Below are 24059 nucleotides of genomic sequence, written 5' to 3'. Positions count from 1 at the left end.
ATGATTTCACTATTAGTAGCTATGGATAAAAATCGCGTTATCGGCGCCAATAATGATTTACCATGGCATCTTCCTAAGGATTTAAAATTCTTTAAAGAAAAAACCACCGGCAATACAATCATTATGGGGAGAAAGACATTTGATTCCATTGGTAAAGCTTTACCAAATCGTAGGAATGTAGTTATAACAAAGAAGGGTTCTCGCTTTCCGGAGAATATTGAAGTTGTAACGGACATTGATACCGTAGTAAAATGGAATAAAGAAAACCCAGATGAAGAGTTTTTTGTTATTGGTGGGGGAAATATATTCAATCAAGTACTGCCCTTAGCAGATCGTATGTATATTACATGGATTGAAGAAGAATTTGCTGGTGATACGTATTTTCCAGCGTTTTCTGATTCAGACTGGGTTTTAACTACTAAAGTTAAAGGGGATAAGGATGAAAAAAACCCTTATGACTATTATTTCTTACAATATGATAGAAGAAAATGAGTTATGCTTGTCTATTCGAAGGCTAACATGGTAATATTAAATAAAAGTAGTAAAAGGTTTACATAAGTATACTAACAAAAGAAGGTGTCAATATGGGCTTAGGAGCTATTGGAGTTCCAGGTTTGATTTTAATCTTAATTATTGCTTTAGTTGTTTTCGGGCCAAAAAAGTTGCCTGAGATTGGAAAGGCTGCCGGGGAAACACTAAAAGAATTTAAGAAATCCGCAAATGACTTGACTAGTGATGCCAAAGAAGAAATCGACGAAGTGAAAGCTATTGTTACAGATAAAGATGATAAATAATCTCTTGGAGTGTTTATAATGGGTATTGGGTTTCCAGGATTAATTCTAATTTTAATTGTTGCTTTAGTTGTTTTTGGTCCTTCCAAATTGCCTGAGATTGGAAAGGCTTTTGGCTCAACTTTAAAAGAGTTTAAAAAAGCAGTTCAAGACATGAGCGATGATGCGAAAAAGTAGCATATAGGTATATATGTGGAAGGTGTAAGGCCCTGACCTTACATCTTCTTTTGTTCTTATAGAAGGAGTGTTAATATGGGAAAAAACCATAAAAATAAAAAAGAAAGAGACATGGACGTTGTTGGTCATCTATCTGAACTAAGAAATAGGATCATGTTCACGGGAATATTTTTTATTGTCATTTTTATTGCTGGTTTTATCTATATTGAAGATATTTATTGGTTTTTTGCTAAAGAACTTGATTTTAAATTAACAGCCATAAGCCCTGGAGAAATTATCTGGATCTATTTTTCACTTGCTGGTGTAATCGCTCTTGCAGGAACATTGCCAATTATTGCTTATCAAATTTGGGCGTTTGTAAAACCTGGATTGACACCACGTGAGAGGAAGGTTACACTCCCTTACATACCTGCTGTTTTTGTTTTGTTTGTAGCGGGAATGGTTTTCGGTTATTTTCTTTTCACACATTTTATTATTCCGTTTCTTTTGAATTTAAACAATGGAATGTTTGATATCATGTTTACGGTTGATGGGTACTTTAAATTTTTAATACGAGTTACATTGCCGTTAGCAGCGTTATTTGAATTACCAATTGTTGTTATGTTCTTAACTAACTTGGGAATTTTAACTCCAGATTTCATGAAAAAAACAAGAAGATATGCTTATTTTCTATTGATTGTAATTAGTACGATGATTACACCACCAGATTTCTTTTTACCACTATTGGTTTCCGTGCCACTCATCTTAATTTATGAAATAAGCATTACTTTATGTAGTCGAGTATTTCGTAACAAGCAGAAAAAGCATGAAGAATATATGAAATCTGGAAACGTTTATTAGGAAGGGGGAAATATATGCGTTCATTTTACCAGTTTTTAATGACTTATAGAGGTAAGAAAACTCCTGATGACCAGAGTAATTTAGCTGACTGGGCTTTTCGTGACCATAATTTCCCTAAGCATTCTTCTGATTACCATGAAATAAGCAACTATCTTGAATGGAATAGCCCTTTCCCAAACGCACTTATCGTATTTGATGAGCTTTGGGATGCTTATACCGAAAGATAATGATAAAACATTCAGTAGCGATATTAAGCCTACTGAATGTTTTTTTAATAAGATCTCTAATCGACCTAATATGTCAAAAAACAGCAATATATCACAAAACAATTAAAGAAATTTAAATTTCTTGTAGCTTATTGCGCTTACCCAGGAAATAATAGAATATTTCATCATTTTATAAGTGATTTATGTTTTCTTTAGCCTACACACTTTATAGTCATTTATCGTAAAATAGGTTAGATATAAGAATAAAATTTTTCAGGTTTAACATCTAAAAAAGTTAGATATCAAGCAATGGGGAAGGGGATCAATATGTTATTTCCAACTCAAAGACAACAATATAGGTACCCGATGCCACCACCCCGGAATCAATTAGGCTTCGGCAGACCACAACCTCCAAATAGAGGATTCGGACTTCGATCAAGATCAGTTCCTACTAACAATGCAAAACCAAATTTATTGGGACGTCTATTAGGTTCGCAGCAACAGTTCGGAACTGGAGGTATATCAGCGGGAGGGGGGCTTTCAAAAACCTTAGGAAATATTCAACAAGTATTAAATGTCGTTCAGTCCACGGCCCCAATCGTTCAGGAATATGGACCAATGATTAAAAATCTCCCAGCGATGTACCGTATGATGAAAGCATTTAAAGATATAGATCAAATAGAAGATGCATCTGAAAATGATGACGATAAAGAAGAAAATAAGAAAGGAAATATAGAATTAAATTCTGATGAATTAGCAGATGATTCTTTTAGTACAGAAAAAGAAAAATCGGAAAGTAATGAAGAGGTTATATCACAAAGTTCTAAAGAGGAAAAAGGCCTTTCGACACCAAAATTATTTATTTAAGCAGAGCGCTTGCATTTTTCTATAAAAAAAGGAAGAATAGAAATAAACATCCTAAAAATGGAGGTACGAAGATGGCTTCAAATATAGAAAAGGCGACTTTTGCTGGTGGTTGCTTCTGGTGTATGGTTGAACCATTTGATACTAGACCCGGTGTAGAAAGTGTAATTTCTGGATATACAGGTGGAAATATAGAAAATCCTACGTATGAACAAGTCTGTTCAAATACAACAGGACATGTAGAAGCTGTTCAAATCACATTTGATCCAGCCATCATGCCATATGAACGACTTGTTGATACGTTTTGGCAGCAAATTGATCCAACAGATCCAGGTGGACAATTCAATGATCGTGGAGAATCATATCAAACTGCAATTTTCTATCACAATGATGAACAAAAGGCAATTGCTGAGAGTTCTAAGCAGGCACTTGAAGAAAGTGGGAAATTTTCTAAACCAATTGTAACAAAAATTTTACCTGCAAAACCATTCTATCCTGCAGAAGAGAATCACCAAGATTATTATAAAAAGCAATCCTTCCATTATCGATTATACAAAAAAGGATCTGGAAGAGAAGATTACATTAAGTCAACATGGGGCATGAGCGTAGATAAATCTAAATTGAAAGAACAGCTCACCCCAATTCAATATCATGTAACGCAAGAAAACGGAACGGAAAGACCTTTTCAAAACGAATATTGGAATAACACAAAAGAAGGTATATACGTTGATGTCATCTCAGGTGAAGTGCTATTTTCTTCTAAGGATCAATATGATGCGGGATGTGGTTGGCCAAGCTTCACCAAACCAGTTGATTCTTATCAAGTAACAGAACATCTCGATCAATCACATGGTATGATACGTACGGAGGTCCGCAGTCGAAAAGCTGATTCACATCTAGGACATGTATTTGAAGATGGGCCAAGGGAGACTGGAGGATTACGGTATTGCATGAATTCTGCAGCGATGAAATTTATCCCTAAAGAAGAAATGAAAGAAAAAGGATATGCAAATTATCTGTATTTATTTGAATAAAAATATAAGTTTACCATAACTTTATTATGTTAACTAGTAACGGAGTGATAAAAAATGATGCATTTAAAATGGGAAAATAACGAGACAATAAAACAAATAGAATGTGTACACGCGAATGCAAAGAAATTTATGGTTGATAATAAATTGACACCTGGAAAAATCTACGATGTGAAAAATGAGACAGATGAATTTTACTTTATAAAAGATAATAGCAATCGAATTGGCGGTTATTTAAGAGAGTATTTCAAAGAAGTAAAATAGTATGGGAACTCCCAACAGTTAGATTCACTTCTAACTGTTGGGGGTATTTATTTGCGTTATTTATGGATAATTAAATAATTGATTGAAAGATGAATCTTTTATTTTATTGTAGAAATAAGTTATACTATCTAATGGAGAATCGTATTTTGCAATGAAGGTAGGAGGAGATTGTATTGGCTTTTATTATAACATCACCATGTAAAACCGAAAAAGCTGGAGAATGTGTAGAAGTTTGTCCTGTAGACTGTATTGAAGAAGGAGAAGATATGTTCTATATCGATCCTGATATATGTATAGATTGCGGCGCATGTGAAGCTGTTTGTCCTGTCGAGGCAATTTTCATGGAAGATGAGGTCCCAGAAGCTGAAACGGAATATATCGAATTAAACCGTAAATTTTTTGAGAATAGATAATTTGAGGAAAGTCACTACTAAAAAGTATGTGGCTTTTTTTATTTTTATAAATATGGAATTCAACTGTGTAAGACGTTATGATTTGAATAAAATAGTGAAATATATTTACTTTTGTGTCGATTGGGAAGGAAAAATTTTCTTAAACGTCAGGATTGATCTAAATTGTTAAATAAATTTCTTCTAGAAACAGAATTATATATTCATAAAAAAATTAAATTTTATCTCACTATCTTAAGTATACTTTTATTTTGAGATTGATTTTTGGCTTTTAACATGACTTCCTATAATAAAGATTATGTAAACCCGATAAAAATGAAAGCGTACCGAACAAATATCTCACTCCTCTGAGTTACTAGTTACTATAATAAAAATTATTAGGAACTAACTAATACAGCGTCCTTCTAACTTTTGATACTGTACTAATTAGTTCCTGTTGTCAGTAAAGTAATTTGTTTTCATTTTCTGTGAGTGCTTGTTTTTGCGGTACATGTTTCATTAATTCTTTTTCATATGATTGATCTCAAATCTTAAAATACCTAACAGACGATTTTGTTTTCTAGCATAATACTTGAGATTATCTTGTTTACTATACCCTTATAAAAATTTAATTGCTGTCATTTCTACGCCTTTTTCCGCCAAAATGGTGGAAAACGTTACCCATGAATCTATGGTGGTGTGATTTTCTCTCCTCCCTCTCATTCCAACTCTTTACAAAGACGGTTGGTAAGGAGATTTAACGCTTTTGCTCTCGATGGAAGACCTTTCAATCTAAATAAAAGTGTATCTTCTGGTTGAATCTGATACGTATACATATGTTCCTTTAATTTGGGATAGAAGCTAGGAATGCTTATGACAGTTAAAAACTTAATGGCTATCTGATATCTGATCTTTTTAGTTTTCGTATTGATGCACGGAAATTAAAAATTCTAAATACCAACATAAAGACTAATGCAAATATAATATACGTAACACCAACAAGAAAAGAGCTTTGCAAAGGAGGAAGCCATTCCGTTAAAAACCCTGCTCCAATCATTGCAATTCCCATTGAACTATTCTGAAACATAGTTAAAGCACCAAATAGAAATCCCCGTTTGGAAGCAGGTAGTATTTTCATCAAAACAGTATCAAAGCATATATTGCTTATTCCACCTACAAAAGTTATTGAAATGGCAAGCACTATAGCTTGCACAAAAAAGAATGATTGACTAAGTAATAAATGACCTACGCCCTCCAGTAAAATCATTAAAACCCCTATCGCAATATATTTTCCACGAATCCACTTAACCATTGTTGAACTTAAGACAAACCCCATTCCTAAGGCTGCATAAATTAAACCAACTCCTAAATCTCCTTTATCAAAAACCTCTAATACAATTAAGTTAAATATTACATTATCAACACCATTTGCAAGGGGCATGAGTAGCATGACCATCAAAAATACGCGTAATAAAGCAACTCTTATTATAAGAAACCCACTTTCTTTCAATGAAGATTCTACAACTTCAATTTTCGAACTCCTATTAATGTCACATCTTGTTAAACGCCACATTAAAATTGCTGCTAAAAAAAGAAATGCCGCATGGAAGAAAAATAAAACATTCACATTAGATAAAAAAGCGATTATACCTCCAAGAAGTGAGCCAAAAACAAGTGTTACCCCTACAATATTCTGCTCTAAACCATTAATCGAAACTAAATTTTTTTTCAACGATATCGGGAATAATCGAAAATCGAACTGGGTTATAAACTGCCTGCCCACTAGCGATAATAAATGTACTAAGATACAACAAGCCCAACTGTTCTGTAATTGCTGCCCAGATTGGGAGTAATGCGAATGGTGTTCTTAAAAGGTCTGTCCAAAATAACAGCTTCGCCTTATGAAAACAATCGGCCAGGTATCCACTAATAGGAGCGAATATAATTGTTGGTAAGACAAGGAGAGCCATAAGTATCCCTAAAGCGACCCCAGATTCAGTTAATAGATAAAGCAGCGCAAAAGAACCAACTTGAGCGAATCGTCCCCCAATACCATTCAACACGGAACTCCAAAATATAATTTGATATTTTGGCTCCTTTTTCAATATTTGAAAACCATGCAAAATATCCCCTCCAACAAAATAGACATCCATCTAATTAGATGTTCAAAAAAATGACCTGATTATACAGGCCACATTTCAACTGGATTTAGTTCATAAATACTATCTTGGCGATACATAAAATGAGCCATTACAAATTCACGCCTAATCGTTGCGAAATCTTGATGATATTGCTGAATATATTCATTGATTTCTGTTTCTTTATACGCTTTTCCATGTTCTAGACCACGCAACATATATTCTAAAAGAATCAGCTTCTTTTTTCTTTGGGCAGGCAACGCCTTTAATTTTCCATTACCATCTATGAAGTTCTTAATGACCTTTGATTTTTCTTCATCTGTTATATCGAATCTTTCACACATTTCTTCATCCCCGATTCGGATGATCTCAAGCGCCATTCGTTCAAGTTTATCTTTGTTTAAATAAAAATAAATTGTATTCTTATCTCGCCGTTGATAAACAATATCAATCTCTTTTAATTTTGATAAATGATGAGAAATTGTCGGCGGCTTTAACCCTAACTTGCCTGCAATTGCTTGACCATGTAGTGGCCCTGCTTTCAATAGGCTAATAATGCGGATTCGAGTTTTGTCTCCAATTGTTTTATGAAAATTAACGATTCGATCTAATTGCATAATAATCCCTCCTACACTAATTAGATTATAATCTAATTAGATGAATATGAAAACCCTTTATTTATAATATATTGCTCTTACACTAAACTGCCACATTAGTTTAAATATTTCCCTTTATATACTCACTTATATCATATCACTTAAGTTATTCAGCTATATTACATCAAGAAACACATAAATCTATTGGTGCAAATATGGATCTATGTTGATTATCGTGATAATTGTACTACAATATGAGTAACATAAAACAAAGACGTAGATGCCGCTAACACCTACGTCTAAGTATTTAATATTTAGATATTCACATGTGTATTTAACCTCCTAAAAACTCGGAATCTATCTAGATCATTTACACCACATGAAAAGCACGGCTTAAAGCATTCGCCGCCTGGTTGATCCCGTAATGCGCCTCGGCAAGCACTCCTGGCATCCAAAAGAAACCGTGGATCATTCCGTCATAGCGCGTCAGTTCAACTGGTACACCTGCTGTTTTTAGGCGTTCCGCATAAGCTTCTCCTTCATCACGCAATGGATCATATCCTGCCGTAATTACCAGAGCTGGCGGCAGTCCCCTTACGTCATCGGCCAATAATGGTGAAGCGTATGGATTTTTGCCGTCCTGCTCATCACGTAAATAGTGATTCCAAAACCAAACCATTGTATTCTTTGTTAAAAAGTACCCTTCTGCATTTTCGTTATAAGATTCTGTGTCATAGGAATGATTGGTTACCGGATAGATTAGCATTTGATATACAAGCGAAGGACCTTTCCGATCTCGGGCCATCAAGGCTACAACTGCCGCGAGATTTCCACCTGCACTGTCACCACCAACGGCAATACGGTCAGGATCTACCCGAATTGATTCAGCATTTTCTGCCACCCACTTTACGGCCGCATATGCATCTTCAGTAGCCGTCGGAAATTTGTACTCTGGTGCCAAACGGTAATCAACCGACACTACAACACAACGGGCTCTGTTTGCTAACATTCGGCAAGGCACATCGACGGTGTCTAAATTGCCGATAACCCAGCCGCCGCCATGGTAGTACACCAATGCTGGCAATGGGCCTTCACTGGCTGGTGTGTAAATCCGAACAGTAATTTCTCCGTCAGCCAGTGGAATCGTCCTGTTTATTATTGTTTCTACCTCTTCTGGAGCTCCTGCCAACAATTGAAAATCAGCGGACTTTCTCGCTTGATCTGGTGTAAGTGACTCCATTGGCGGTGCTCCTGTAGCCTCCAATTGTTTTAAAACAAACCAAGCTTGCGGGTCAATATCGGCCTTAAAAAATCCCTCTTTAACTAAACTTTCATCAGTTCCATTGGAAGATAATAGGGATGTAAAACCTTCGTAGCCCCTAGCTGCTACATCATCACAAATTAAACGATAAAGCCCTACCCCTCCGGAAAAGGCGAGAAATCTCCGCGGTTTTCCTTCGATATTGGCTCCCATATACCATGAATCTGTTTTGGTTAGCAGAGACATGTCGGCAATTGCCTGACATTGCTGGCTCCAAAATTCTTCTGCCTCTATTGTAGCCTCAAATGCTTCTAAATGATGTTCACGAAGGTAATCAATGCAATCCGCAACCCATTCTACGTGCTGCTCAATGGAAACCATCATGTTGCTTAGGACTGATGGACTCTGAGGACCAGTCAACATAAACATGTTCGGGAAACCGGAAGTGGACAGGCCAAGATAAGTCTTTAAATCAGCACCATCTTTCCATTTCTCCTTAAGCGACACATCATTCTTCCCACGAATATCAATTTTAAACAAAGGACCTGTCATAGCGTCAAAGCCAGTTGCAAACACAAGGACGTCTAATTCATATTCCCTATCTGTCGTTTTGATCCCATTTGGGGTAATTTCCGTAATAGGCTCTGCCTTTATATCAATAAGGGAGACATTTTCTCGGTTATAGGTTTCAAAATAGTTAGTGTCAATAATGGGGCGTTTTGTAGCGTAGTAATAGGTTGGCATTTGTTTTTGTGCTACTTCTGGGTCTTGGACAATTTTCTTAATTTTAGAGCGGATAAAGGTTGCGGCGGTTTCATTTGCTTCAGGTAGTATTCCAATGTCATTATAGTTATAGGTTAGGGTAAATAATCCACCCTCCTGCCATGCCTTTTCGTATAGACGCTCTCTTTCTTCTGGGGAATCCTCCAGGGCTGATTTCATCCGAGGTGCGGATGGAACTCCGTGCATCGAGTAACGCATAAGTTGTTTAATTTCTGCGTAATTTTTCCTTGTTTCGTTGATTACTTCGGAATCATACGGATGATTTTGCGCTGGACAGCTATACTGCGGAGTCCTCTGAAACACGGTGAGGTGACCAGCTTCTTTGGCAATAACCGGAATTGCTTGAATTCCACTTGATCCGGTTCCAATCACACCAACTTGCTTACCACTGAAGTCTACTTTTTCTTGCGGCCATCTTCCTGTGTGATATACCTCTTTTTTGAAGCTGTCTAACCCTTTAAATTTTGGTATGTTAGAGGCAGAAAGGCACCCTAATGCCGTAATAAAGTACTCAGCAGTGACTTGCGTGCCGTCTTCCATTCCAATCTCCCAGTTACGGTCTTGTTCATTGTAGCGGGCAGCTGTGATCCGTGTATTGAACTGAATGTCCCGACGCAAATCCAATTTATCCGCTACAAAATTTATATAGTTTAGTATTTCCGGTTGCTCAGCATATCTGGAAGACCAAGTCCATTCGTTCAAAATCTCTTCTGAAAAAGTATAATTATAGTAGATACTCTCGATGTCACAACGCGCACCGGGGTAGCGGTTCCAATACCAGGTTCCCCCAATATCTTCACCGGCTTCATAAACGCGAACCGAATAACCTGCCTCCCGTAATCGATGAAGCATATACAATCCAGAAAAACCCGCTCCAACTACCACAGCATCAAACACATTAGTATTATGTTGATTCAATACCATTGTCAATCGCCTCCTTAAAATTAAAATTTGTCAAAATGAAGTCAAGGGTTGTATGCGTTTTCATATACTTTCTGGCTAGATGTATAAAACTCTGCTTAAACTTCCCTCGTTAAAATTTTTCTTTCTTCTATAAACCCCTCCTGTAAATTTTACGGGTTAAGATATACATTTATTACTTTTTTAGAATAATTAAGTTACATAAAATACCATTAAGTCCCTGAATAGTTTTTATCTTTTGCATCCTCTAAACTGCTCTAAAAGTATTCAAACATCGGGGCGTTCACAAACTAAACAAAAGACTCTATGGGGAATTATTAAATTCCCTTGAAATTCATTATTAAGTAACTTCTTAAGATCCCTGTCAAACTTTTTCACACCTTCATCACTTAGGCTTGCACCTACACCTGCGCTAGCTCTAATCCTACCCCTCCACGCATCATGGCTAAAATTTACATCTAAATCAAATGTAAAGGTCTCAATATTTCTATAACCTGCTTCTGATACCTGCGTTAACCAATCTGGATACATTCCGTTACCGCCATTACCTGCCCAATTAGGGTTATATTGAAGTATCAATTCCTCAGTTTTTGAGACCACATTATCTTTAATAGGTAACCAATCTAAGTGTAAAATGATTAACTTTCCGTTTTTTTTAAGTACCCTATTGATTTCATGTAAAACTTCTACACTATTAAACCAATGCCAACATTGTGCCGCAGTAACAATATCAAAACTATTTTCATCAAAAGGCAAACTTTCTGCTTTTGAACTGACATATGTGATATTTAAACCCTGCTCTTTATCTAACTTTTTTGCCACATTTAAAAGCTCATTGGCAATATCAACACCTGTAACTTCTAAACCTTTTTCAGCAAATTTTCTACCAAGAAAACCTGTTCCCGTACCAATATCTAGTAGTGATTGTTCTTTTTCTCCTAACCCAAACTCTTGAAGTTTAATAAACAACTTCTCTGGATACTGCACTCTATAATTACTGTAATCATCTGCAGTTAAACCAAAATTAATGTTCATTTATAGACCACCTCTTAAGTTCTATTAATTAAACTTTAACTCCTATTTCGAATTGAATTATTCTATCGGTTACCTTCTTCACCCTAATGCATAAACCAATAATGTCTACTTACGCATAGAGAATTATGGTTGCTATTTTTGGCTTGGAATGGGGTATCGGAACTGTTGCCATGGCAATTAGAAAAGAGAATGGTGATAAGCTCCATATTGTTGTTGCTGCTTTTAACCAATTTTTCACTCCAAAACTTGAGTTAATTACTTTACCATAGTATGTTTTAGTCTAAATCATCTAACTTATATTAAGTTTGACTATTTCATCTAACTTTTGTTATATTCGATTATATAATCAAACTCCTCTGTACGTTGGATAAGAAAGGAACTGTTTATACATGTTAAATGGAGTCTCCGTCTTTATCATGGATGTAAGTAATTCATCTAAAGAAAATATCGGTAATGAATTAAGTGAATATCTGCAGCAATTAAAAATGAGCATTGCAGATTGGACAAAAGATACTGTTGTGACCAAGATCAGTCATCGTGCTGGTGATGAATTGGCCGTGGTATGTAGTGGCTATGCATCGGCATATACACTTGCCTTCTATATAAGCCGTATTTGGAAGTATGCAAATCATAAACCTTATTTTGGTCTATCGTTTGGCAATATCCAAGAGAATGTAAATGCTATAAACATAGAAACTTGGATTCATCCATTAATGAAACATGCAAGAAATGCCAATGATTATCTAAAAAAACAACAGAACAGATTGCTATTTCGCTTTGAATTACCTGGTTTATCAGATGAACAAGGATTCACTGTTTTTAGCAAACAGTTCGAAACATTAATAAATACGAGTTTAACCCTAAAGCAAGAACAAATTAACGAACAAACTCAAATACAATCTCTCGTCTGTTCTTTGTATTTAATCCTCGGTCAACAAAATAAAATAAGTCAATATCTTGATAGAACAACAGCTACTATATCAAATCATATGAAAAAAGGTAAAACGCAAGTCATCTTAAACACTTTTTATGACATTGTTAATGTACTGGATTCATTAGAAGCACATGATAAATATCATCTAACTGATAAGCTGCAAACAACCATTCGACAGCATGTATTAAACCATTTACAGGATTATTTTCCTAAAGAAGGGAGATTATCATGACTGTACTATTACTACTACTTGCACATTTAATAGCTGACTTTTGGTTGCAAACGGATCAAATGGTAAAAAATAAAATAAAACATTTAAAGAAACATATATTTCACCATTTACTAACAACTGGAATGGTACTTGCTATTATATGGGGTTATCAATATGAGTTTCAAAATATAATAATGTATTTTATTCTACCTTTAATTTTTATTATTATCACACATCTCCTGATTGATATGTTAAAAATAAAGCTAGTAGACTCCATTAAAAGAAGCCCAACGGATCATATTATAAGACTGAGATACTTTCTATTAGATCAAGTATTACATGCAATGATGATCATCATTGCATGCCTCCTTTTCTTTCGTATGAAAGTCGCAGAAATGACGACTAGTTTGCTAGACTTATATGGGACAAACGGTTTAAGCCCGTTTAATACATTTTTATTTATTTCTATTATTTATATTTTAGCAACAAGTGTCAGCGGTCATATCGTTAAATTTATAGTTGGTTCATTGCCCTCAGAACTTGTAAATTTTGAAGGTGAACTAACATTAAGACATCAAATGAATGATACAACAGAAAAAAGTCAACCTAAGATGGAAAATAGCTTTACGGAGGAATATCATTATTTTACATACTCTTCCCCACTTCGATCGCGTGGGAAACTTATCGGCTACATAGAAAGATTGCTTGTTATTATATTAACCGTGATAGGCTCCTATTCGTCTATTGCCTTTATTATTGCTGCCAAGTCAATTGCACGATTCAAACAGTTAGAAGATAGAAGCTGGGCGGAATATTTCTTATTAGGTACACTATCTTCTATCTTTCTAGGATTAGTACTTGGTCTTGCTGTACAAGGAATCATTAAGTAGAGCCTTCTTGATAATAATGAAAAGACTGAAATTTTAAGTTAAGAATTTCAGTCTTTTCTATAACTAATTTTAATTAGTCACACTAATCTTAGGTGCAAAAATTTGTTTATATTGGTAATCTCCATCCACCTCATCTATGGCAATAACGCATGCATTATCAAACGGTTTAGGTTTTGCTTTATTATCGATTGGCCACTGCATCATAAACGTCAAAAATGCATGCATGAAAGCAGAATGACTTACCATGATCACATCTTCATAACGATTTTGTTGCTTGACTCGCTGAAGAAACGTATTATAAAACATAGTGGCACGAAGGTAGACATCTGCCATTGATTCTCCATTTGGATAGCGATAGAAAAACGAACCAGAAGCTTTAAATTCCTTCTTTAGCTGTGGTGTACGATTATTAATGTTAAGCAAGTTTCCTAATTCCCACTCGCGTATTAATGGATTTTGGAGAAAAGGAACTTCACCCGGTAGTTCCGCATGTATGGCTTTGGCGGTTTGCATCGTTCGTGCATAAGGTGAACTATATAAAATAGTTTTTTCACTTACTACGTTTTTCAAAAAATCAGCTGTAGCTTTTGCCTGCTTCTGCCCAAGTTCTGTTAAATTGTGCTCCGAATCATGAATGTGTTCCATTATCGTATAATCTACATTATGTTCGGATTCCCCGTGCCTTATTAAATAAATCGTCAAACCCTTCACCCCTTGTTCTTTCCGAATTTATTTAAATTTCCCTTAATTAACATTCTCTTCTCTACTTTATCAAATTTTATTAATGTTGGTAAAGTGAAATGTTAAAATTATTGGAATATTAATAAAAAGGACTTCCGTTAGCGAGATTTCCTTGATACCCTACTGATGCGAAAAAAGACAATCCACCATCGGCAGATTGTCTTCACTCTTATTTTATTTCATATATCGATACTCCAACAAACTCTTCAGTGCGGCTACTTCTTCTAACAATTCCTGTCCGACATTCGTTTCTCGAACCATCTTCCGTTCCACTTCTTCATCCACTACCCGTTTCACGGATAAAACATCTGTTCCATTTTCTAATAAATTTTCTTTAGAATTAAAATGTTTATGAGCAACGAGTTTCATACCGTATGAATTATAAAGTAACGTGTATCCAGCGATTCCTGTTGTAGATTGATAAGCCTTAGAGAAGCCCCCATCAATGACAATCATCTTCCCATTTGCTTTAATTGGGTTTTCCCCTTCAATTTCTTTTACAGGTGTGTGGCCATTTATGATATGACTATGATCTGGATCAAGCCCAAAGTCTGTTAAAATTTTACGGCAAATATCTTCATTTTCACGTAGATAGTAATATGGATTCTTCGTTTCTTTATGGGTTTCTTTGTCCTTTATAAAATATCGTTCAAAGGTTGTCATGGCTCTTTTTCCAAATAGTGATGAATATTCTCCAGTCCATAAATACCAGACCATATCTGTTGAGAGATCATCTGTTTCTTCTGGATGAGCAAATGCATATCGTAAATGATACTCAAAAATATCAAGTAAATCACGACCGCCATATGTAGTATCTTCAATTACCATTTCTTCCATATTTCCCTTTTCATCTAAAGGAATGCAGCCATGAATTAATAAGTTACCGTTATATTTTAAATAGAGGCTACCTTTTTTCATAAGAAAATGGATGTGTCTTGCTAGTTTCTCTGAATGCTGAACAGAGAATAATAGTTTGTCAATCACTTCTTGTTCTTCTTCTATAAGTTGTTCTGGATTATCGGGGTTAACGGTTGCGAAACAGGTGTTTTCAAGTTTGTACGTCTTCCCTTGAATCTTTATTTCATTTTTATCATAATCAATATTCTCAAGCAAAAGTCTTTCTGACATGTTAAAGAATGGACGTCTTTTAATAATAGGCATTTCCAGTTTGAACTGAATCATCGCAATGGCTTGATGCATTTTCGTGATTTGTAAACGTTCTTGATCGGTTATTTTTTTACCTGTCTGTACCTTAGGTCTAAAAGCTGGATTGTCTGTGTAATACTTTTCCGCAAGATTAAGAAGAGGTCTTAAATTGATTCCATACACATCTTCAATAATATCCAAATTATCGTACCTAGCGCTAATGCGGAGAATATTAGCGAGACAAACTTTTGAACCTGAGAAGGCACCTATCCATAATACATCATGATTTCCCCATTGAATATCAACTGAATGATAATCAATCAATGTATCCATAATTTTATCAGGTTGCGGCCCACGATCATAAATATCCCCAACTACATGAAGATGGTCCACTACTAATCGCTGCATACAATAAGCAAGCCCAATAATCAATTTATCAGCCTGGCCAAGAGAAATTACTCGTTCGACAATGATATTGTAATAAGGTTCCTTATTTAATAGTTCATCTTCCGTTTTATATAGTAACTCTTCAATGATATATACAAATTGCTTCGGTAAGGCTCTTCGTAATTTCGAACGTGTATATTTTGAAGAAGCGAAAGATATAAGCTTGACTAAATGTTTAATGGTTTCTGCATACCAGTCGTGTAACTCCTCATTATTGCCGAAGTTATGTTTTATTAATTGTAGCTTATCTTCAGGATAATAAACCAATGTTGTCAATTCATTAATTTTTTCCTCTGATAGAACGCTAAAGAATAGCTCTACAATTTTCTCCCTTACTCTACCAGAACCATTTCTTAAAACATGTTGGAAGGATTGAAACTCCCCATGTAAGTCACTTACAAAGTGCTCTGTCCCTTTTGGTAAATTAAGAATGGCTTCCAGATTAATTAGTTCATTAATCACTTTCTCCTCACTATCATATTTCTCTGCAAGTAAATCCAAATATTTCTTATTCATTATGATTCATCCCCCCTATAGGCTCCTAATTGGTTAATAGAATATCATTAGTACTAGGAAATTAAATATTTTTATAGAGTATGTTCTTATATTTTAACATATTGGGTAATTTTTTATTATATTAAGGGGCTATCGTATTCATTAATTACATGATATACCTGCCAAGCTTGTATTTTTTCAGGGTTTTATACGTCACAGGTCTTGAGGGAATCTCCTGCTCCTTAAGTGATGAAAAAAGTGCCTAGCCCCACTGCTTTATTATAGTTCAGCAGTGGGGCTAGGCACCTTAACGTGGATTTACGATCTTTAAAATATGAATCAGATAAAAACACTTCATTGATAACTATTATACTTATTTGTCCTTTCTCCAATATTCCCTGTGGTAAGTACAAACGAGACGTTAGCTACTTACTCTATTTTTCACTGTACCGAATAAGTATTCTATATAGGTACATCTAGTGTCTAAATAACTAATTCTAAATATAGAAGAAAATTTTATATCCATTTTCTTCTTGAAATTCGCTGTTGAAAATCTCTATTTTTAAATTCAAGTGCATGGTCTCTTTCCCTTTGTTTTCTTTGATCTCTTTCAATTAAAGAATCTAGTTTTTTTACTGCCCTTTCCAATTCCATTTCATTTATTTCACCTTTAGCATAAATACTGCATAAAATACTATATGCAATAGCTTTTGTTTCTATATTTATAACTAGATCTACATCTGAATTTCCGCTTTTATCTATCAGTGTATTTAACCTATTTTCAAGTCGTTTTTCCACTTTTCTTAACACCTCATATCGATAGAGGGATACTTTTTCTAAGTACCCCTCTGAAATTTAGTTAGATATCAAATCTTTGATTTTGATCTTGATCTTGCTCCTGATCGGAATCTGATTCGGATCTAGCGCGTACTCTTGCACGAGAATCACTGTCTACGTGAATATCCACATCTACTCTTGAGTTACCACTCTTTACTACTTTAGCAATGTTAGTATTCTTATCTTTAACTTGGACTTCATTTTCATTGTCTGAATCAATGTCACTTCTAAAATCAAGTTCGTTATCTACATCGCTTCTTGAACTACTTCTGGAATTACTTCTTGACTCTGAATTACCAGATCGCCTTCCATCGTCCCCGAAGAAATCTGGGTTTCTCCATACTTTGCTCATAGCTTTCCCTCCTTTTTCTTTTGTCGATATATTATATTCGTGTTATGGAGACATGCTTAGATGATAACCCTATTAAAGTATGGTTAAAGACATATTTTTCAAGAAGTTTTAAGGAACACTATTATGTAAACCCATTTTTAATAACATCACACTATCGTCATTACAGGCAAAAAAACACAGGATATTTTATCAATGCTAATAAGCCAAAAACGTGTATTCGGATTTTCCGAATACACGTTTTTTGGCTAATGGTTGTTTTCTCTTGTAGTAGCCATACCTTGAATTAAATTTTCTTCACTTGATTCATGATAAATCTGCTTTTCGGTAAACTCGGCATTCGCCTCATACTATAACTTAGGTTTTGGTCTGGTACATTGTAATCCATATGATTCACCAGCAAGTTTAAGCTTGTTTTCATTATTTCAATAGTCAATACTTCCCCAGGACAACGATGACCTTTAGCATACTTTCCGCCACCTTGAGGAATAAAATCATAGGGATTCTCTGTTCTATCTTTGAACCGTTCAGGATTAAATTGCTCTGGATTATTCCATATATCAGGATGGTGATTTGTCCCATAAATATCTAACAGAACAAGGTTTCCCTTTTTAAAATCATGTCCTTTCCATAGAAAATCTTCACGTACTCTAGCTACTGCACATGGGAAAAATGGATAATAGCGGCGTACTTCCTGTACAAACATTTCATAAACATCTTCCCTGGCGTGGGATAGCCTTTCTTTTTCTTTCGGATTTTCAACTAAGGATAATGCAACAAAAACAATATAGATAGTAATAGCAACAATTGGACGTATAATATTAAGGATCTCTACAGCTACTACCTCGGGATTTAAAAGTTCTCCATGTGTGTCCCGATACCAAGTCATACGATGTAGGGCTGTTTCTTCAGGTGCATCAAGGTTCCCTTTACGAACATCTTTAACTATGTTTTGCAACCACATCTCTAAAGTATTCCGAGCTTGTCTCCCTTTCCAATGTCGTGGACCAACAGATCCAGCGGAATCAAATAACGCCTCCAATTGTCTTGCTCTGATGGCGATATCATTTTGGGGTAATGGAACCCCTGCCCATTTACAAGCTGTCGTAGCTAATATGTTTGTTACTTCTTCATATAAAACAATCTTTTCCTTATGAATCCACACATCAAGCGTTGATGTCCATTCCTCTCTAAATATCCTTACAACATCTTGTAGTCGTTTCTCCGTCATTAGTGACAAAAATAATTGTTTTCGATGTTTGTGACTGGAATCATCTATTGTTTGTATCGATTTTTCACCGAATAAAGTTTGCCGTAATCTTTTGGGAGCGGCTCCATTTCTTTTCAACTTTAATTCGTCATAGAAAATTTTAACGGCCTCTTCCCCAGCAATGCAAACAGTCTTCTGTCCACCTAGCAACCTAGTTTCAAACATATCTCTTCCAAAACGTTTTCTTCGATTTGATATGTATAAATAGCCATCTTTCAACATAGCTAATGTATTATCAAAACCTTTATCAATTGGAATCTGCTCTCGATATGGCATTATCACTCACTCCATTTAATTATTGGTTAGAAATCGGACTCCTATCATTAGTATGTCTTGTATATCCTTATTATATGAGAAGCCAAAAAGAAAACAGATGACGGCTATGTGTGTTTCAAATGCTTGACAAAATAAAAAGGAAGAGTAGCTCCCTTCCCTCTTTTTCTATTTATTCACTTCGATCTGATGCTCTGTATGTTCATGAAGACCTTCGTCATTTTCAACATGAATGACTATTTTGTACATTCCTTCTTTAGCAAACGAATAGGAATTAGTGTATTCACCTGAAACAGTTTCGTCCGCGTCAACCCAATCATGTATATCCGAGTTGTCATTAACAATTTCATATCGGACACGAGCGCCCTCAAACGGTTCATCCTTCATCTGTAAATTTACAGTAAGCTTTACTTCTTCATTTACCTTCGTATTTTCTGGTTTTATAAAGTGCATATCAAGACCTTCCCCATGACCAGAATGTTCATGGGTTTCTCCATCATGTTGATGTTCATCCTCGTGATTGGAACTTGCTCCGTCTCCAATGGTAATTGATTTTTTCGGCATCGTGTGCAAATCTCTTGCCGTCGTATGGGCATACATTTCATAAACTCCATCTGAATCAAAAGATACTTGTGCTGTGTATGTACCATCCTCATTATTGTTAGCTTCAATCTTAGTACTATCCTCTTCATTTCCTTGTTTCCAATATTCAAAAGTGACTTCATCCGCATCCTTCACTTTTTCATCCCCATATGTAACGATTGCCTTCAATTCTACTGTTTCACCTACATCAGCCTTATCAACTACTTCGAAATCAACTTCAAGCATTTTTAGCTCTTCTGATTCCTGCGACTGATCCGTATCATTATCATTATTACATGCAGCTAAAACAGCCATTGTTAATGCCACAATCAATATTAAAATTCTTCTCCCCACTTTTCATAACCTCCACTACTTTGTCTAATGATGTTTTCTAGAACACGGGTCATTTCCATTCAACTTAAGGATACGGACTTGCACCCTAACAACAATGTAACAGTAGCATGACAGCTAATCAATAGATTATATGTGAAAGATATGTGAAAACGCCTTGTTACACATCAGTAGTGATTTTAAAACATAGGATACGTGTTTCTTGGACAAATTAATGGTAAGGAGGGATACTTTCAAATGAAGAAAAAACAAAACCAACCAGAACAAGGAATTCTTGAATTAAACAAAGGTTTCTATGGAGAAAATCTTAATGAGACCTTTGTGGACCTTTTAGGAAAAAATAATATTGAGCTAGATATTAATAATCCTAAGAATAATGATAAAGATAATGAAGATATGTAACTTTAATGGAACAACTTCAATTGCTTAATCCAGGTTAATTTGCAATGTGAGTGTCTTTTTATTCTGTTTTGTGCATTAAAATAGATAGGGGGAATCCCCTATCTAAATATTCATCAAAAATTCAAAATAGTTATAGCTAAAATCTTAGAACGTTCAAATAACGATTCAATACTGATATGCTAATTAGTGTAATTTTACAGTTATATCTCTGTTAATGCGAATGTCTAGAACGCGTAGGAAAGGACTGTTCCTGTTCGGCCAAGTATTCGAATTTATACCATGTAACAAGCATGAGCACTCCGCTTACAATAAGAAGTAAACTCGTTACAACAAATACTGTAGAGAACCCATTGATTGCAGCCAAAAATCCACCAAGTGCAGGTCCAATGATATTCCCTAAAAATCGTAAACTAGTATTGTATCCTATTACTTCTCCTTGCATGGAAAGTGGTGCTGCAGTTCGTATGTAAGCCATTCGAACTGGAACAATACCACCTATGGATACACCTAATAAGAATCGTAAAATGACAAGTTGCCATATATTCGTTACAAATGCACCTGGTAAGTAAACCATTCCTGCAACAAAAAGTAAAATGATTAGAATCTTAGTATGTCCATGCTTATCTCCATATTTCCCCCAACGTCTTGACATTAGTAAATTTCCCAGGCCCGCGGCTGAAAAGGCTAAGCCTGCAAAGAATGCCAAACTTTCAGGGCCATGAATTTCGGCAACAAATAAGGAAAGAATGGGCTGAATACTAAAGTGTGCGATTTGAACAAGTGTAGATAAGAGCAAAACAACGAGTAGTACAGGACTACGTAATATATATAGGATTACTTCTTTACTAGAGTAAGATTTATAATCTTTTGCATCATTTGAGAGTTTAACGTTGATTTCTTTTATTCCAAAAGCTACGAGAATGGCTGAAATAAAGATTGTTAATGAAATCCACTTAAATGTCCCAGCAAAACCAAACGTATCAGCAAGTATTCCCCCTAGCATTGGTCCCATTAATGAGCCCGTAATATTTCCAGTTTGCAATGTTCCAAGTACTTTACCAGCGACTTCTTTAGGTGTTTGTGTTGAAATGAAAGCTTGAGACATTGGGATAAAGCCGGTTACAATTCCCATAAAAAGCCGTAATAAAAAAAGTTGCCAAACCGTTGTAGCAAACCCCATTAGAAAAACAGAAACGCCAATTCCTATAGCAGATATAATGAGAATCGGTTTTCTTCCGTGTTTATCACCAAATCTTCCCCAAATCGGTGAAAAAATAAATGCTGTGACAAAGGTAACCGCGAAAGTTAATCCTGACCATGTTTGAACATATGAATCAGAGAAGTTTCCCATTGATTCAATGTATAAGGAAAGGAATGGAATAACCATTGTCATACTTCCGGCAATAAAAAAATTAGCAAACCACATGATTGCTAAGTTACGCTTGACCGTTAATTCTGAATCAACGATTGTATTACCTTCCTTCAACATATAATTATATTGGTACTTTAAGCATACCCTATTAAAGAAAAAATTTAAAGAATACAGCTCTAACTGTATAATTTGTACAATATCGTAAAGGTCCATAATGCCTTTACTACATTATCTATACTCACCGACTGTCAGTGAAACTCCTTCAATGAATAATTACTTTCATTCCGGTAAATGTAATAATGGTTGTATTCGGTTAAATATTAATGTGTTTGAAGAAATATGCAGTATCTAACCCAACTTTCCATGCATATTTCATGAACCGAAAAACCGTACCATATCATATATTGGAGGAATGAACATGGTTAAAGACGGAAAAACAGATAAGGTGAAAACAAATAAAGCCAAGCTACCAGATGAGCAACGACGAGCAAAAGGCAGATCGAATGCAAGGAATACTCGTAGCTAATTCTCACCTAGTGTGAAGCACCCAATAAAGCAAATAGGCCAGATTCAAACTCTGGCCTATTTTGTATATAAATTAGTCGATTTATTACATCACTATTGGATTTCATTTATTAAGTGCCTGATAGCGGAAAAATGGATTCAAAATTTAGACCCTTAAAGATCCACGGAACCCTCTAGCACCATAGTAAGATTCCGCACCGTTATGATACACGAAGACATGGCCATAGCGATAATCACAAAAAAGAGCACCACCTCGTTCTCTGATATCGGACGGTGTTTGTATCCAACTCGATGTTTTCATATCGAAATTATCAAGCCGTTGCAACGCTCGATATTGTTCTTCCGTTAGAAGTTCAATTCCCATAGCAGTTGCCATATCCATAGCGTTGTTTTCCGGTTTATGTTTTTTCCTTGATTCCAGCGCTTCCCGGTCATAACAAACACTTCTACGACCTTTAGGACTTTCTTTTGAACAATCATAAAAAATGTATTCGCCTCTTGCTTCATCGTAACCAACAACGTCCGGTTCACCGCCAGTCCTTTCCATTTCATGGAGTGACCACAGTTTCTCCGTATTTGCATCTAGCTTTGCTTGGATATCAGACCATTCAAGGCCTTCATGGCGGTTCATATTTTTCTCAAAACGAGCTTTCAACACTTGGAGTAATTCTTCACGTTGTTCTAGTGACAACTCTTTTTTATTTTCCTTTGTCATATAAGTTTCTCCCTTACTTTTATTAATTGTAATGATTTAAGTATATATAATTTTTGGATTGAAACAAATTTAAACTAGTTGAAAAACGCCCACCTATCTTCTTTGTTTTCCCCAGAAGCTTGAGATAAGAGTATTACTTCTCGATTAGGTGGGATAAATATTACAAAATATTAAAAACTTATTGAGTAAATCAGTTGTACTAATAACTTTTCTTTGTTATTATAACCCTTTAGTTCATATAACGACGGATAAATAACTATTAGATACACTGTCGTATAATTATATTTTTTAACAAAGGAGAGGCTCTTAATGAACGTATTAGTTATAAAAGCAAATAATCGCCCAGCTTCACAGGGAATTTCTAGTAAAATGTACGAAACTTTCTTAGCTGAATTGGAAGGTAAAGACGTAAACGTAACCATTTATGATGTTTTTGAAGAAGATATGCCTTATTTCGGCCAAGAATTATTCGATGCTTTCGGTAAAGTACAAAACAATAAGGAATTAACAGATTATGAATCACGTCTTTTGGCGGCTAAACAAAAAGCAATGGATGTTCTATCCGCTGCAGACGTTGTAGTATTTGCATTCCCGTTATGGAATTTAACAATCCCTGCTAAGTTACACACTTTCATAGATTATGTTTATTCTTCAGGATTTGCATTTAAATATGATGCGGAAGGTAATATGATTCAACTTATGACAGATAAAAAGGCAATCTTCCTAAACGCCCGTGGAGGTGTTTATTCAACACCAGAAACTGCTACAATGGACATGTCTGTTAACTATATGCGTAATGTATTCAGCGGTATTTTTGGTATGGATATCATCGATGAAGTAATTATTGAAGGCCATAATGCGATGCCGGATAAAGCGCAAGAAATCATTACTACAGGTATGGAAGAAGTAAAAGCTTGCGCACAGCGTTTAGTAGGGTTAACTCAGAAAGTGTAAATAAAATATAAATTTCCTCTGAAAGTTTATATGGAATGATATATTAACGTGCTATAGGTGAATCGCCTGTAGCCTTTTTTATTTTCTTCATTTTTGTGGTTAAAATGTATTAACTCTCGAATAATCTACAGAATGTCATGGTGGCTATTCTGCTGTCATTTACTCAAAAAAATAACCACCCAATGAGCCTGTTAGTAGTTATTTCTCTAATTATCGTGAGTCGCCCCCTTGAAGGGCTTTTGCACTATTTAGACTGGATGGTGTTACAG

General features: G+C 35.3%; 26 protein-coding genes. 13 read left to right on the top strand and 13 right to left on the bottom strand.

Going from position 1 to position 24059, the window contains the following annotated elements; all coding sequences use genetic code 11:
• The 9 genes from MHI02_RS11190 (at position 1) to MHI02_RS11150 (ending at position 4586) form a co-directional block, all read left to right on the top strand.
• Positions 1-492: a dihydrofolate reductase gene (locus tag MHI02_RS11190; protein ID WP_047185058.1), complete on the top strand. Its 492-nt coding sequence runs from the start codon at positions 1-3 to the stop codon at positions 490-492.
• A gap of 92 nt (positions 493-584) precedes the next feature.
• Positions 585-794, top strand: a complete 210-nt coding sequence (gene tatA / locus MHI02_RS11185) for a twin-arginine translocase TatA/TatE family subunit (RefSeq protein WP_047185059.1) — start codon at positions 585-587, stop codon at positions 792-794.
• Between the two features lie 18 nt (positions 795-812).
• Entirely contained in the window at positions 813-968 is a 156-nt protein-coding gene (locus MHI02_RS11180; RefSeq protein WP_060668510.1) for a twin-arginine translocase TatA/TatE family subunit, read from the top strand.
• Between the two features lie 75 nt (positions 969-1043).
• Positions 1044-1808, top strand: a complete 765-nt coding sequence (tatC, locus tag MHI02_RS11175) for a twin-arginine translocase subunit TatC (protein ID WP_047185060.1) — start codon at positions 1044-1046, stop codon at positions 1806-1808.
• A 14-nt stretch (positions 1809-1822) separates the two neighbouring features.
• Positions 1823-2035 carry a YozE family protein gene (locus tag MHI02_RS11170; RefSeq protein WP_047185061.1) on the top strand — a complete coding sequence of 71 codons (213 nt, stop codon included), beginning with the start codon at positions 1823-1825 and terminating at the stop codon, positions 2033-2035.
• A 306-nt stretch (positions 2036-2341) separates the two neighbouring features.
• Positions 2342-2881 (top strand): YqfQ family protein, encoded by a 540-nt coding sequence (locus MHI02_RS11165; protein ID WP_216883492.1) that lies wholly within the window; start codon positions 2342-2344, stop codon positions 2879-2881.
• A gap of 71 nt (positions 2882-2952) precedes the next feature.
• On the top strand, positions 2953-3912 hold the full coding sequence (gene msrA / locus MHI02_RS11160) for a peptide-methionine (S)-S-oxide reductase MsrA (protein ID WP_047185063.1): 960 nt from the start codon (positions 2953-2955) through the stop codon (positions 3910-3912).
• 54 nt (positions 3913-3966) lie between these two features.
• The gene (locus MHI02_RS11155; RefSeq protein ID WP_341165918.1) at positions 3967-4173 is read left to right on the top strand and encodes a DUF6501 family protein; all 207 of its coding nucleotides are present in this window, start codon (positions 3967-3969) and stop codon (positions 4171-4173) included.
• Between the two features lie 173 nt (positions 4174-4346).
• Complete coding sequence (locus MHI02_RS11150; protein WP_047185065.1) at positions 4347-4586, top strand: indolepyruvate ferredoxin oxidoreductase subunit alpha; 240 nt, start codon at positions 4347-4349, stop codon at positions 4584-4586.
• Positions 4587-5457: 871 nt separating this feature from the next.
• On the opposite strand, the gene MHI02_RS11145 is transcribed toward MHI02_RS11150, so the two are convergent.
• The 5 genes from MHI02_RS11145 to MHI02_RS11125 all read right to left on the bottom strand — a co-directional run bounded on the left by MHI02_RS11145 (position 5458) and on the right by MHI02_RS11125 (position 11296).
• Positions 5458-6294, bottom strand: a complete 837-nt coding sequence (locus MHI02_RS11145) for an MFS transporter (protein WP_341165917.1) — start codon at positions 6292-6294, stop codon at positions 5458-5460.
• Positions 6269-6685, bottom strand: a complete 417-nt coding sequence (locus MHI02_RS11140) for an MFS transporter (RefSeq protein ID WP_204798119.1) — start codon at positions 6683-6685, stop codon at positions 6269-6271. Before MHI02_RS11140 ends, MHI02_RS11145 begins: the two co-directional genes overlap by 26 nt.
• Before the next feature lie 59 nt (positions 6686-6744).
• Positions 6745-7317: a DUF2087 domain-containing protein gene (locus MHI02_RS11135; RefSeq protein ID WP_204798120.1), complete on the bottom strand. Its 573-nt coding sequence runs from the start codon at positions 7315-7317 to the stop codon at positions 6745-6747.
• A 349-nt stretch (positions 7318-7666) separates the two neighbouring features.
• Positions 7667-10264: a flavin-containing monooxygenase gene (locus tag MHI02_RS11130; RefSeq protein ID WP_341165916.1), complete on the bottom strand. Its 2598-nt coding sequence runs from the start codon at positions 10262-10264 to the stop codon at positions 7667-7669.
• A gap of 264 nt (positions 10265-10528) precedes the next feature.
• Entirely contained in the window at positions 10529-11296 is a 768-nt protein-coding gene (locus MHI02_RS11125) for a class I SAM-dependent methyltransferase (protein ID WP_047185066.1), read from the bottom strand.
• 389 nt (positions 11297-11685) lie between these two features.
• On the opposite strand from MHI02_RS11125, the gene MHI02_RS11120 reads away from it, so the two are divergent.
• Entirely contained in the window at positions 11686-12462 is a 777-nt protein-coding gene (locus MHI02_RS11120) for a hypothetical protein (protein WP_047185067.1), read from the top strand.
• Positions 12459-13331, top strand: coding sequence for a DUF3307 domain-containing protein (locus MHI02_RS11115; RefSeq protein WP_047185068.1), 873 nt, complete (start codon positions 12459-12461; stop codon positions 13329-13331). The genes MHI02_RS11120 and MHI02_RS11115 overlap by 4 nt, the downstream gene beginning before the upstream one ends.
• Positions 13332-13400: 69 nt before the next feature.
• Here MHI02_RS11115 and MHI02_RS11110 read toward each other — a convergent pair whose 3' ends face one another.
• From MHI02_RS11110 to MHI02_RS11085, 6 genes are all read right to left on the bottom strand, one after another.
• Complete coding sequence (locus tag MHI02_RS11110; RefSeq protein ID WP_052771698.1) at positions 13401-14033, bottom strand: histidine phosphatase family protein; 633 nt, start codon at positions 14031-14033, stop codon at positions 13401-13403.
• A gap of 213 nt (positions 14034-14246) precedes the next feature.
• Positions 14247-16181, bottom strand: coding sequence for a fructose-bisphosphatase class III (locus MHI02_RS11105; RefSeq protein ID WP_047185069.1), 1935 nt, complete (start codon positions 16179-16181; stop codon positions 14247-14249).
• A gap of 495 nt (positions 16182-16676) precedes the next feature.
• Positions 16677-16958: a hypothetical protein gene (locus tag MHI02_RS11100; protein ID WP_052771699.1), complete on the bottom strand. Its 282-nt coding sequence runs from the start codon at positions 16956-16958 to the stop codon at positions 16677-16679.
• Positions 16959-17019: 61 nt separating this feature from the next.
• Positions 17020-17349: a hypothetical protein gene (locus tag MHI02_RS11095; protein WP_052771700.1), complete on the bottom strand. Its 330-nt coding sequence runs from the start codon at positions 17347-17349 to the stop codon at positions 17020-17022.
• A gap of 283 nt (positions 17350-17632) precedes the next feature.
• Complete coding sequence (locus tag MHI02_RS11090) at positions 17633-18892, bottom strand: cytochrome P450 (protein ID WP_047185070.1); 1260 nt, start codon at positions 18890-18892, stop codon at positions 17633-17635.
• Between the two features lie 165 nt (positions 18893-19057).
• Positions 19058-19825 carry a FixH family protein gene (locus MHI02_RS11085; protein WP_047185071.1) on the bottom strand — a complete coding sequence of 256 codons (768 nt, stop codon included), beginning with the start codon at positions 19823-19825 and terminating at the stop codon, positions 19058-19060.
• A 234-nt stretch (positions 19826-20059) separates the two neighbouring features.
• Here MHI02_RS11085 and MHI02_RS11080 point away from each other — a divergent pair, with 234 nt between their 5' ends.
• Positions 20060-20224, top strand: a complete 165-nt coding sequence (locus MHI02_RS11080; RefSeq protein WP_157851576.1) for a hypothetical protein — start codon at positions 20060-20062, stop codon at positions 20222-20224.
• A gap of 211 nt (positions 20225-20435) precedes the next feature.
• Here MHI02_RS11080 and MHI02_RS11075 read toward each other — a convergent pair whose 3' ends face one another.
• Both MHI02_RS11075 and MHI02_RS11070 read right to left on the bottom strand, forming a co-directional pair.
• Positions 20436-21713: an MFS transporter gene (locus MHI02_RS11075; protein ID WP_047185072.1), complete on the bottom strand. Its 1278-nt coding sequence runs from the start codon at positions 21711-21713 to the stop codon at positions 20436-20438.
• Between the two features lie 553 nt (positions 21714-22266).
• Positions 22267-22836, bottom strand: a complete 570-nt coding sequence (locus MHI02_RS11070; protein WP_047185073.1) for a DUF4256 domain-containing protein — start codon at positions 22834-22836, stop codon at positions 22267-22269.
• A gap of 309 nt (positions 22837-23145) precedes the next feature.
• Between MHI02_RS11070 and MHI02_RS11065 the strand changes: the two genes are divergently transcribed.
• Positions 23146-23790 (top strand): FMN-dependent NADH-azoreductase, encoded by a 645-nt coding sequence (locus MHI02_RS11065; RefSeq protein ID WP_047185074.1) that lies wholly within the window; start codon positions 23146-23148, stop codon positions 23788-23790.
• The last annotated feature ends 269 nt before the right edge of the window (positions 23791-24059 follow it).

Source organism: Oceanobacillus sp. FSL K6-0118 (genome assembly GCF_038006665.1).
GTDB classification, from domain to species: Bacteria; Bacillota; Bacilli; order Bacillales; family Amphibacillaceae; genus Oceanobacillus; species Oceanobacillus caeni.
This window is presented reverse-complemented; position numbering and strand designations above follow the sequence as displayed.